Here is a 12,817-nt window from a genome sequence, read left to right as displayed (position 1 = left end):
AAGATTATTATAAATATTCTACTTCTATCCCTAGATTTTTAAACTCATCTTCTAACTCTGGCGATGCGTCAAAAAGGGTTACTCTTTTTAGATTAGGAAACTGTTTGGCGTCTTTTGCCGATGTGATATCAAATGCCGCATCTTCTCCATCCCAAAATCGTATAAGCTCCAGATAAATTTCATTTCCACCATCCTGGTAGATTTCTGTGACCTCGGTGGCAAGATTTTTATCAATCTTCAGGTTTTCGAAGTATGCCGTTACTTCGGGGATAAAATCGTATCCTTCATCTTCGATATTAATCTCTCTTGCTTGATGTTGTTTTACAAACTCATATAAGTCAAATTTTGGCTTAATAAGCTCTTTTTCATACATCAACACTTGTATCACTGCAAGTTTAAAGTTAAAATCGGTAAACGTAATGGGTTCCATAGTAGTAGTATTTAAATATATAATTTTCAATGTGTTTTAGTATCGTTAAACTGCCAGAGTACATTTGCAATTTGCCATTTGCCATTTAGCTTTATGATATGCATGTAATCAATCCAATCATCTGCTATTAGTTTTACTGAAGCTATTTTATCGTAAACATCGAGTAGTATCACTTCTTTTTTAGGGTTTTCTGGAAACTTATCTCCATTCTGATTATAGGTTTCAGCTAATAAAATCATCGCATCAGTAAAGGTTTCTCTCAAATATTCTTTTTTCGTTTTTTTATCAGTCCAAAATGTTCTTTTAACCATTCTTGGATGCGCAGCACGTTTAAACTGATCAGGTTTTACGTTGTGTTGCGATTCGATATAATCTAAAGCCACCTGTTTAATTCCTAAAGAATCTTGCTTGGTTTGCCCCATGCCATAAAACGTAAATAAGAAGAAAAATGAGGTTGCAAAAATAAGTGAGTATTTCATTACTAGTTTTTTTTAGATTGATGTTAATTTTAATGACAAAGAATTCTACAAAGATGTAAAGCTATTTTATCATTGATTCGTATTGAGATAAGAATTTAATAAATCAATAGCTTTTTGATTATTTAGTTGTTTTGCCATAGAAATAGATGTTTCTCCTTCCATAACTTCTTTAATTGATGGGTTTCCTCCATTTTCTAATAGCAATTTTGTTATTTTCAAATGGTTATACCTAATACTTTCTACTAAAGGCAAAGCCATAAACTCTGGATGTTGATAATTTGGATCTATCCCTTTATCTAGATAGAATTTTACCAATTCAAAATCACCTTCTTGAACAGCTTTAAACATAGATTTCCAATCTCCTCCTGACATCGTGTTTTTGTATAAAATTAGTTCTTATATTTTTCTACCCTTTTGTAACATTTAGTATTATGTGTCTTAACATGAATAAATATTACCTTACTTTTTAGTTTTTTTGTGCATTAGTTATTGACTTTTCTTGTATCGGGCTAAAGTCTCTTCTTTTGTAAATGCAGAATCATTATATGTTTCATATTTTGGATTTGTATTGGTTAAAGTATCTGGGGTGGTTTGTGGTTCAGTTTTACATACAATAAAGAGAATTGAACATAACCAGAGATTTTTGAAATTTTAATTTATTTACTCGGATATACATAAAACTACAAAAACTTACCCGACGGCTCTTCTATTTCATCAGAAAAACTTTCATAAATGCTGTATTGATGTTTTGAAAAGTATTTTCCTGAGGAAAATTACTTTGCAGCGTTTTGGAGAATATTTTCCTCGGGAAAAACCACTTCGTAGCACTTTGGAGAACATTTTCCCGGGGAAAAACCACTTCGTAGCGCTTTGGAGAACATTTTCCCGGGGAAAAACCACTTCGTAGCGCTTTGGAGAACATTTTCCCGGGGAAAAACCACTTCGTAGCGTTTTGGAGAGCATTTTCCCGGGGAAAAACCACTTCCCAGCGCTTTGGAGAACATTTTCCCAGGGAAAAACCACTTCGCAGCGTTTCGGAGAGCATTTTCCTTGGTTAATCATTATAAAGTCAAAACATTACCATACAGCTCAGATTTATCTTACACAAAAACAAAGGAAAAATCGTTTAAAAAAAACTATTTTTCATACGTAAACTCTTAAACCTAAACATTATGAAAATACTTAGAAATCTAAGTGTTACCAAAGCTACACATTCAGAACTGTCTGAAGTTACCAACAACTATCTTGGCATTATTAACACCCATCTTTGCGACGATGCTTTTCTGGTTGCTGTTGCTAACCACATTAAACCGAAACTCGAAAAACTACGTACCGCTCTGGCAGCAGTAAGAACCAACAATCTGGTTGACGAGGTAATCGCTTTAGACCAAGTACGAGATCATGCTTTTATCCTATTTAGAGATATGATACAAGCCTTCGAAAAAACAGATGATCCTCAAGAAAAGGAAGCATTTACGCTTTTGTCTGAATTGATTGAAAAAGTAGGTACTACGCTTTATACCGAAGGATACCTTGAGCAATCGGGTAGGTTAGAAACGCTGTTTCAGGAAATGGATAAGCAAGAATATCAAGAAGCATTGGCTATACTGGGGCTAACCCCTCGATATAAAAAGCTAAAAAAATCTGAACAAGGGTTTAAGGCTATTTATACCGATCGCCTAGAAGAAGATACCAAAAAAGATTACCCAACTATTGGTCAGGCGCGTGCAGAACTTACTCCGTTAATAAACGACCTTATCCCTACCCTACGCAATGTAATCAGGGTAGCAGATCAGGATACCGATCTAAGTTGGGTAGCCTTAATCAACGAACAAACCGATACCGTAATGACTCAGGTAGCCGCCCGCAGAACCCGAAAAGAAAAAACCGACGTAGAGTAGTTTTTAGTGGTAGTATCCAGTTGGCAGTAGGCAGAGAGTATTAGCGATATAGCATACTGCTAACTGCCTACTACATACTATAAAAAAGTAGAGGTCATACATCTTCTTGCAGACCTCTACTCTTTTAATATCATCACTTAATATTCTGTCCTAAAATTAAGGACAGTCTGGAAATCGTGGACAACGATTTCGGTCCTCAAGAAATTCTTGATCAGATGTCCCTTGGAAATTAGCACTTGCTTTTATTTTTAAGAGAGAAGCTCTATCTAATACTTTAAATTGACCATTTTCTAAATTTATCATAATACTTAATTTTAAATTTTGTTTTTAATTGTTTACATATACTACATACATATAGAATGTCAATACTAATGATTTTTCACATTCTATTCCTCACCAATTTCAGGTATATTTTATCTAACAATAAAAAAACTATTCAAGTAGAACTCAATTATCCAAGCCTATTGCTGTTGATAGTTGATAGTAAGTAATATATACTGCATACTAAAAACTCCTCAATACTACTTCTTCGGAATTTCTTTTAAAATCTCTACTACAAACTTCCAGTATTTTTGTGTAGACGATATACTGGCACGTTCATCTGGAGAGTGTGCTCCTAAAATCGTTGGGCCAAAAGAAATCATATCCATATCAGGATAGTTTTGCCCCAAAATACCACATTCTAAGCCTGCATGACAAGCGGCTACGTGTGCCTTTTGTCCATTTAACTTTTGATATAATTCATCCAGTACTTTTAAGATTGGTGAATCCATATTAGGAGCCCATCCCGGGTAATCGCCACTAGTGGTCACTTCGCAACCTATGAGTTCAAAAGTAGCTCTAAGTTTATTCACCAAATCTGATTTTGAAGACTCTACACTACTACGGGTAAGACATTCGATCACGATCTCACCATTGCTAATAGTTACTTTGGCTATATTATTTGATGTTTCTACTAAATCTGAGATAGAAGCGCTCATTGTATACACCCCATTATGAGCTGCATACAAGGCTTTTAGCACTCCTTCTTGAACTCCTAAATCCATAACCTGAGCAGGAAGGCCTGTTTTAACAACTTCAATTTGAAGATCTGGATCAACAATAGTAAGTTCGCTCTTAATCGTTTTAGACAATTCGCCAATTTCAAATTCAAAGGCTTCAGCTTGAATAGCATCTACCACAACAGTGGCAAAACTTTCTCTTGGTATTGCATTTCTAAGACTTCCTCCCTTGATTTCATACACGCGTAAACCAAAATTTTCAAATCCGTCAAACAGTAGTCTATTCATAATTTTATTAGCGTTACCTAATCCTTTATGAATATCCATACCCGAGTGCCCTCCATTAAGTCCTCTAACCGAAATGGTATACCCCACCTTACCTTCTGGCACATTCTCTTCTTTATATGTTCTTTGGGCAGTAACATCAACGCCACCAGCACACCCTACTCCTATTTCGTCATCTTCTTCAGTATCCAGATTTAATAATATATCTCCTTGTAACCAACCTCCTTCTAATCCCATGGCGCCAGTCATTCCAGTTTCTTCATCAATAGTAAACAAAGCCTCAATCGCAGGGTGTTGTATATCTTTTGACTCCAAAATTGCCATGATGGTAGCTACACCCAGACCATTATCTGCACCTAGAGTAGTACCTTTAGCTCTTACCCAATCTCCATCAACATACATAGCTATCCCCTCGGTATCAAAATCAAACTTGGTATCAGCATTTTTTTGATGCACCATGTCCAGATGAGATTGCATTACTACAACTTTACGATCCTCCATACCTGGTGTAGCAGGTTTTCTAATCAAAACATTACCAACGGCATCTATTTCTGTAGTTAACCCAAGAGATTCACCAAAATCCTTCATAAATTGTATAACGCGCTCTTCTTTTTTAGAAGGCCTGGGCACAGCATTAAGATCGGCAAACTTGTTCCAAATAGCTTTAGGTTCTAGATTTCTTATTTCTGAATTCATTATTTAGTATTGAGTAGTTAGTATTGAGTATAGAGAAGTTTACATAAAAATCTCATGACAAAAATCTCAATTTTGAATTAAGCATCAAAGTTTCGGAGTAACAAAGTTTTTTATTAAGATTCACGCTTCAAAAATTCGACACTCAACACTTATATTCTTAACCACTATATGGCATTATTTATACTAAAAAACTCTAAAATCGTCCTGTATATTTAGAATTGTAAATATATTTACTGCATGCAATCCAAAACAAAGTTATTACTTCTTATACTACTACCTGTTCAAATTATACTGATCAAGATTATTTCATTCTTTCCTGGTTTTGTTGAACGTTTTTACAGTAATGGTATATTTATATATACCTCTAAAGTATTACGTTATGTTTTTGGGTGGCTTCCATTTTCTTTTGGAGATCTTTTGTATAGCGTTTTGATTATTATGCTACTGCGGTTTTTGATACAGAAAGTATTTAGAAAAGACATGATATGGAAAGAGGTATTGCTCGATATAGGTGCTACGTTATCTATCGTTTATGCAAGTTTTCATATTCTTTGGGGAATGAACTATTACCGAATGCCCTTACATGAAATATTGAAGATTGATGATGAATATACAGAGACCGAACTTATTGCAGTTTCAGAAAAACTAATTACCCACGCTAATACTTTACATCAAAAATTAGAATCTAATGATTCACTGGCTATAAAAATCCCATACTCTAAAGAAGAGGTTTTTGAGAAAACGATTCCGGCATATAATCAATTAAATGGAGCCCTTTCTTCTCTTAACTATCACCCAAAGAGTATCAAAAAATCTTTACTTAGCACGCCGTTAACCTATATGGGGTTTAGTGGTTATTTAAATCCGATCACCAACGAAGCCCAGGTAAATGGATTAATCCTTAATTATAAAGCACCAACAACAAGTTGCCACGAAGAGGCTCATCAATTAGGATTTGCAAAAGAAAATGAAGCTAATTTTATAGCAGCGCTAACGACAATGAATTATGACGATCTATATTTTAACTACAGCGGTGCTACGTTTGCGCTAAAGTTCTGCCTTAATGATCTTTACTTACGCAATGAAGAAAAAGCCATTTGTCTTATAGAAAAATTACGTCCTGGAATACGTGAAAATTATCGTGAAGTAAACGAGTTTTGGGAATCTTATGAAAACCCTTTAGAGCCTATCTTTAAAGAAACATATGATAAATATTTAAAAGCCAATAACCAGCCGGATGGTATGGATACCTATAGCTATGTTGTAGCTTTGCTAGTCAATTATTACAAGGCCAATCCCTTTGTACATCGATAACATAAATGATCAACGTATTATTCTTAAGCTGTTAAATTATTATTAATTAACGAGCTCTTTCTTGATCAACTACTATCTTTAAATCTGATTCAAACACTTTACACACTCAGATGAAAAAATTACTTATATCACTACTGGTGATATGTGGCTGTTTTACTTCGTATACTCAAGAATACTTTCCTAAAAATGACGGAGTTAAAACTACAGACACAAATTACACCGTATTTACAAACGCAACCATTCATACCGATCCTGGATCAGTAATTAAAAATGGAACCTTGGTTATCAAAAAAGGTAAAATTATCGAGATAGGTACCTCGGTTACTATCCCTAATAATAGCATTGTAATTGATCTAAAAGGAAAACATATTTATGCTTCTTTTATAGATTTGTTTACCAATTTTGGAATTAAAAAACCAAAAAAACAAGGAGGTAGCATTTTTACTCCAGGAGCTCAACCCCAATGGAATGCCTCTCGAGAAGGACATTACTGGAATGATCATATTCGTCCAGAAACAAATTCATTAGCTCATTTCAAATATGATGATAAAAAAGCTACAGAATATGTAAAACAAGGATTTGGAGTAGTAAACACACATATGCCAGACGGAATTATTAGAGGAACTGGTCTCTTGGTAGCATTACATAATGATGGAACTGAAGGAGAAAGACTATTAAATGATCGATCTGCTCAATTTTTATCCTTCACAAAAAGTAATGCCAGTAAACAAGTGTACCCAACATCTTTAATGGGGGCTATGGCTTTACTAAGACAAGTGTATCATGATGCAACCTGGTATGCCTCAGGCAATGTCGACAATAAAGATTTATCTCTGGAAGCAATACAGAGAAATAAAAATCTCCCGCAAATTTTTGAAGCTGGAAGCCGTATTGATGGTTTTAGAGCAGATAAAATTGGAGATCAGTTTGGTATTCAATATACTATTGTAGGTGGAGGTGACGAATATGCAAGAATTGATAAGGTAAAAGCCACTAATGCCAGTTATATTATTCCGTTAGATTTTCCAGATGCGTATGATGTAACAGATCCTTATACCACAACTTTAATCCGTTTAGGTGATATGCGTCATTGGAATCAAGCTCCATCCAATCCATCAGTTTTGGCAAAAAATGGAGTTTCATTCTCTTTAACTACTCATAAGCTAAAAAAGATAAGTGCTTTTAATACCAAACTCTTAAAGGCTATCGAATATGGTTTGGATAAAAACATTGCGTTGGCCGCTTTAACTACCATTCCAGCAAAAATACTTGGAAAGAGTAATCTCTTAGGCAGCCTCAAAAAAGGGGCATATGCCAACTTTTTGATTACTAAAAATGAATTATTTACAAAAGACAATATTGTTTACGAAAACTGGATACAAGGGCATAAAACTATAATCAATGATATGTCTGTAAAAGATATCACCGGAGCATATAGCCTTACCGTTGCCGGAAAAACATATGACTTGTCAATTTCGGGGAAGCCTACTAAACCCAAAGCCGAAGTCAAATTAGGAGACACAAAACTTGGCACTAAAATTAATTACAAAGATAATTGGGTATCAATTACATTTACTGATGCAGATACAACAACAACGAAGTATACAAGAATTGTTACGGCATTAGGGGATACTCAAAACTTCTGGAGCGGAAAAGCAATTCTGCCAAATGGAGGTGAGACTTCATTTTCTGCCAAAAAGAAACCAGATCAAACTTCAGATAAAAAAGAAACACAAAAATCCTCGGATACCAAAGTAGAAAAGCCCGAAGTCTTACCGGTGACTTATCCTAATATGGCCTATGGAAACCCTGAAGTACCAAAATCAGAAACTCTTCTATTAAAAAATGCTACCGTATGGACTAATGAATCGGATGGTATCTTAGCCGAAACAGATGTATTGATAAAAAATGGGAAAATTTCTGCCATAGGAAAAAACCTGAACCCTGGAAATGCTAAAGTTATAGATGCCACAGGGAAGCATATAACTCCTGGTATCATTGATGAGCATTCACATATTGCCACTGCTGCCGTTAATGAAGCCGGACATAACTCTACTGCAGAAGTTACGATTGAAGATGTAGTAAACCCCGAAGATATTAATATTTATAGAAATCTTGCCGGGGGAGTAACTTCAATACAAATCCTACATGGTTCTGCAAACCCAATTGGAGGGCGTTCTGCCATCATTAAATTAAAATGGGGACAAAGTGCAGACCAGCTTATCTATAACAATTCTCCAAAATTTATCAAGTTCGCTTTGGGTGAAAATGTAAAACAGAGTAATTGGGGTAGTAATACAAGGTTTCCGCAAACCAGGATGGGTGTTGAACAGGTATATACAGATTATTTTAGTAGAGCAAAAGCGTACGAAAAACTCAAAAAAACAGGTCAACCTTATCGCAAGGATACCGAAATGGAAACTTTGGTAGAAATTCTAAATGGGCAACGCTACATTAGTTGTCACTCTTATGTACAAAGTGAGATTAATATGTTGATGAAAGTTGCAGAGAAATTTAATTTTAGAATAAATACATTCACCCATATTCTTGAAGGATATAAAGTAGCCGATAAAATGGCAGCGCATGGTGTGGGTGGCTCAACATTCTCTGATTGGTGGGCCTACAAATTTGAGGTAAATGATGCGATCCCATATAATGCAGCAATTATGCACAAACAAGGTGTCCTAACTGCAATTAATAGTGATGACCCAGAAATGTCTCGTCGTTTAAATCAGGAAGCAGCAAAATCAATAAAATATGGCGGCGTATCAGAAATAGATGCATTAAAATTTGTAACACTTAACCCTGCAAAATTGCTTCATATAGACAATCGTGTTGGAAGTATTAAAATTGGTAAAGATGCGGATGTAGTAGTATGGACAGATCATCCTTTATCTATATATGCAAAAGCCGAAAAAACAATTATTGAAGGTGCAATCTATTTTGATTTGGAAAAAGATAAAGCAATGAGAAAAGTTATTGCTTCAGAAAAAAACAAGTTATCTACAATGATGTTGAAAGCCAAAAACAAAGGTTTAAAAACACAGCCTCCAAAGAAAAAAGAGCAACAACATTTTGAATGTAATACCATAGAAACGATTCGCTAAAACCAAGATGTCAAAAAAGATGAAAAATATAATATTCTTAATAGCACTCTGTGTTTTTTCCTTCGGAAAAACAAGTGCACAGCAAACACCGGCTAAAGCTCAATCTGAAACGATAACAATCACCGGAACAACAGCACATATTGGTAATGGAGAAGTTATAGAAAACTGCAATATTGTTTTCGAAAATGGAAAAATAACTGCTATAGGAAGCGCAGCAAGCGTACCGGCAAAAGGAGAAATGATAGATGCCGCTGACAAGCATGTATACCCAGGATTTATTGCTCCTAATTCTACATTAGGACTGGTAGAAATTGCAGCAGTTCGTGCATCAGATGATGATTCGGAAATAGGAAGTTATAATCCACATATTAGAAGTATCATTGCCTACAATGCCGAAAGTAAAATTGTAGAAAGTATGAGACCAAATGGTGTGTTAATAGCACAAGTAACCCCAAGAGGAGGTAGAATTTCGGGAACCTCGTCGATTGTACAATTAGATGCATGGAATTGGGAAGATGCCGTGATTAAAGTTGATGACGGAATTCATATCAACTGGCCGGATAGTTATAAAAGTGGTCGATGGTGGTTAGGAGAAGATCCTGGTTTAAAACCCAATAAAGACTATACAAAGCAGACCAAAGCATTAAAAGAGTTTATGCTACAAGCCAAAGCCGGTATAAAAGCAAAAGATATGACTTCCAAAAACCTCCCTTATCTTGCTATGAGTGGAGTTTTTGAGGGTTCTAAAACACTATTTATTCATGTTAGCGCAGAAAAAGGAATTCTTGAAGCATTATCATTTAGCAAAGAATATGGCATAAAGAAAATGGTACTTGTTGGAGGTGATGAAGCTTATAAAGTAGCCACTCAATTGAAACAAAATAATGTTCCTATATTGTTAAAAAGAACGCACTCTACTCCTAGTTATGAAGATGATGATTATGATCGCCCCTATAAGAATGCAAAATTATTGATAGATGCAGGAGTGTTGGTTGCTTTACAAAATAGTGGTAGTATGGAACGGGCCAATGCCAGAAATCTTCCTTTTCAGGCAGGAACAGTAGCTGCCCATGGTCTGGACAAAGAAAAAGCGCTGCAACTGATTACTGGTAATAGTGCTAAAATCTTGGGTATTGATCATATCACAGGAACTCTAGAAGTTGGTAAAGATGCTACTTTATTTATTAGTGTTGGTGATGCTTTGGATATGCGTACGAATCAATTAGAAAAAGCTTTTATTCAAGGTAGGGAAATTAGTTTAGAAAGTCATCAAACTAAACTTTGGAAACGCTACAGTAATAAATACGGACAATAAAAATAAGCCTCACAGGTGTTTTGCTGCGATAAGTTTAGCAACTACGCCCTGTGAGGCTTAAAATATCTAATTTTTAAATTCTTTTATATCCTCAAGTGCGCTAATCAACATATTTACATGATTAAGCGTGCAACTTTCACCCATAATACCAATTCTCCATATTTTACCAGCAAATGCGCCTAAACCGCCTCCTACTTCAATATTATAATCATTTAATAGTTTAGATCGAATCAAAGCCTCATCATTTCCTTCTGGTAAAAAGACAGAATTTAGGTTAGGTAATCTATACTGCTCTTCAACCAAATATCTAAATCCTAAAGATTCTAATTTCGTTTTTAAAACGTGATGTACTTCCTGATGTCTTTTCCAACGATTTTCTAATCCTTCTTCTAAAACTATACGCAATGATTCTCTCAATGCATAAACCGAAGATACCGGTGCAGTATGGTGATAGGCTCGTTTAGCACCTCCCCAGTAATTTTTAACCAAACTTAGATCTAAGAACCAGCTTTGTACTTTGGTTTTTCTATTTTCAAGAGCTTTTACTGCTCTATCCGAAAAACTAACAGGCGATAATCCCGGAGGAGCACTCAAGCATTTTTGTGTTCCGGTATAAATTGCATCTATATCCCAATCATCAACTTGAAGTTCCATACCACAATATGAAGTAACGGCATCTACCATTAATAAACCTCCTGCATTATGAACCAAATCACTAATTTCTTTTAAAGGCTGCAATGCACCTGTAGAGGTCTCAGCATGCACTAGAGCTACTAATTTGGGTTTTGGGCATTTATCAAGGGCTTTTTTAATATCTTCTGGAGATACAACAGTACCCCATTCTTTTTCGATTTTATGAACCGTTGCTCCACAACGTTCTGCAATATCAGCCATTCTTCCCCCAAAAACACCATTAATACATATGATAGCTTCGTCTCCAGGTTCTAATAGATTTACCAAACAAGTTTCCATACCTGCACTTCCTGGTGCAGACACTACAAAGGTTAAATGATTTTTAGTAATAAAAGTTTCCTGTACCATCGTTTTCACCTCATCCATTATCGTTACAAATTCTGGATCTAAATGACCGATTAAAGGAGTAGACATCGCTTTTAGAACACGAGGATGTGCATCAGATGGTCCTGGCCCCATTAATATCCTTGTACTAGTATTAAGTTCTTTATACATATGGAAATTTTTATATGATTTACTATATCGTTTTCGTAAAATTAGAAAAATTTAGCTTCGTCGATTTTTTACAGTACCGCATCTTTTGTCTAAAATCATCCTAAAATTGAAAATTCTATAACGAATCTTGAAAAACAACTTTGTACATTATGATATCTTGAAAAAAGCCTATGTATTTTTATTAAAAAAAATTTGAACTTGTTAAATCGAAACAGAAAAACCCACCTATTGGGTGGGTCACTTCATGTTATAAGTTTTATTGTATTCTTATTTTTTTACAGCTGACTGTTTAAATATATCTGGTGAAGGTCTTTCTTTTCTTGCTTTAGCATTAACAAAAGTTCTTTCGCTTTTAACATCTCCTACTTCGCCTTCTTCATATGTTCTCCATTTCAGTGTTTTAGGCAACAACAATCCATCAACATCATTCCAATCAGAATATTCGATCAGGCTAATTTTTTCGCTAGTTTCTTTACTAAAAAAAGTTACTGTATACCCCAAGTATTTCATTTGATTAGAGGTGGCATCATAATACAAAAAGTAGTTATCCTTTGGCGAATCTCCTACTCCATCTCCATATGATATTTTATATCCCGGATATGATTGATCTCCCACCATAAGCGCTTCAGTTTTTTCGTATGAAATTCCATCATCTCCCAATACAAAAGGCATAGCATAAAAATAAAACATTAGATTATGATAAAAACGAGGGTCTCCCTTAAAATATGTTGAATCTTGTTGTAACCAAGCTTTATTACCATCAAAACCTAAAGTAAATTTATCAGTTTCAATACGCGCATGACGAGTTTTAAGGTCTGTAGTATGTTTTTCATTCCCTTCTGGGTTGGATAACTCAAAAATTAAAGTATTTTTTTCATCAAAAGCTTTAATACCACCATGGGCTTTAAAAATTGCCGCTATATCTTTTGGAAAATCTTGAGATCGATCGGGTATCGTTTGCTCCTTTGATTCTTCTTGGATATCTACATGTTTTTTGGATGTGTTTTCTTGTTTACAAGAAATAAAAACAATAGTAAGTACTATTGATAAGGTTAGTTTTTTCATCTTAATCTATGATTTGCATTATGGCAGATATAGTCG

At 34.9% G+C, this 12,817-nt stretch carries 10 protein-coding genes; 4 read left to right on the top strand and 6 right to left on the bottom strand.

The window, feature by feature from the left end; all coding sequences use genetic code 11:
- Positions 1-7: 7 nt before the first annotated feature.
- From JJQ60_RS12080 to JJQ60_RS12070, 3 genes are all read right to left on the bottom strand, one after another.
- Positions 8-430, bottom strand: a complete 423-nt coding sequence (locus JJQ60_RS12080) for a DUF6892 domain-containing protein (RefSeq protein WP_201920100.1) — start codon at positions 428-430, stop codon at positions 8-10.
- 26 nt (positions 431-456) lie between these two features.
- Positions 457-909 carry a nuclear transport factor 2 family protein gene (locus tag JJQ60_RS12075; protein WP_201920097.1) on the bottom strand — a complete coding sequence of 151 codons (453 nt, stop codon included), beginning with the start codon at positions 907-909 and terminating at the stop codon, positions 457-459.
- Positions 910-978: 69 nt separating this feature from the next.
- Positions 979-1,281 carry an ankyrin repeat domain-containing protein gene (locus tag JJQ60_RS12070; RefSeq protein ID WP_201920094.1) on the bottom strand — a complete coding sequence of 101 codons (303 nt, stop codon included), beginning with the start codon at positions 1,279-1,281 and terminating at the stop codon, positions 979-981.
- An 800-nt stretch (positions 1,282-2,081) separates the two neighbouring features.
- Here JJQ60_RS12070 and JJQ60_RS12065 point away from each other — a divergent pair.
- Complete coding sequence (locus JJQ60_RS12065) at positions 2,082-2,810, top strand: DUF6261 family protein (protein WP_201920092.1); 729 nt, start codon at positions 2,082-2,084, stop codon at positions 2,808-2,810.
- Positions 2,811-3,331: 521 nt separating this feature from the next.
- Here JJQ60_RS12065 and JJQ60_RS12060 read toward each other — a convergent pair.
- Positions 3,332-4,792, bottom strand: coding sequence for an aminoacyl-histidine dipeptidase (locus JJQ60_RS12060; RefSeq protein WP_201920089.1), 1,461 nt, complete (start codon positions 4,790-4,792; stop codon positions 3,332-3,334).
- A gap of 237 nt (positions 4,793-5,029) precedes the next feature.
- Between JJQ60_RS12060 and JJQ60_RS12055 the strand changes: the two genes are divergently transcribed.
- From JJQ60_RS12055 to JJQ60_RS12045, 3 genes are all read left to right on the top strand, one after another.
- Positions 5,030-6,106 carry a DUF3810 domain-containing protein gene (locus JJQ60_RS12055; RefSeq protein WP_201920086.1) on the top strand — a complete coding sequence of 359 codons (1,077 nt, stop codon included), beginning with the start codon at positions 5,030-5,032 and terminating at the stop codon, positions 6,104-6,106.
- A gap of 110 nt (positions 6,107-6,216) precedes the next feature.
- The gene (locus JJQ60_RS12050) at positions 6,217-9,213 is read left to right on the top strand and encodes an amidohydrolase family protein (protein WP_201920083.1); all 2,997 of its coding nucleotides are present in this window, start codon (positions 6,217-6,219) and stop codon (positions 9,211-9,213) included.
- A 19-nt stretch (positions 9,214-9,232) separates the two neighbouring features.
- Complete coding sequence (locus JJQ60_RS12045) at positions 9,233-10,528, top strand: amidohydrolase family protein (RefSeq protein WP_201920081.1); 1,296 nt, start codon at positions 9,233-9,235, stop codon at positions 10,526-10,528.
- A 66-nt stretch (positions 10,529-10,594) separates the two neighbouring features.
- Here the strand turns inward: JJQ60_RS12045 and JJQ60_RS12040 are convergent, their stop codons facing one another.
- Entirely contained in the window at positions 10,595-11,716 is a 1,122-nt protein-coding gene (locus JJQ60_RS12040) for a pyridoxal-phosphate-dependent aminotransferase family protein (protein WP_201920078.1), read from the bottom strand.
- 267 nt (positions 11,717-11,983) lie between these two features.
- Complete coding sequence (locus JJQ60_RS12035; RefSeq protein WP_201920075.1) at positions 11,984-12,781, bottom strand: DUF6503 family protein; 798 nt, start codon at positions 12,779-12,781, stop codon at positions 11,984-11,986.
- Positions 12,782-12,817: the final 36 nt, after the last annotated feature.

It is taken from the genome of Aquimarina mytili, assembly GCF_016735115.1.
Taxonomy (GTDB): Bacteria; Bacteroidota; Bacteroidia; order Flavobacteriales; family Flavobacteriaceae; genus Aquimarina; species Aquimarina mytili.
Note: the sequence above shows the minus strand (reverse complement) of the source record. Positions and strands in the feature narration are given on the sequence as shown.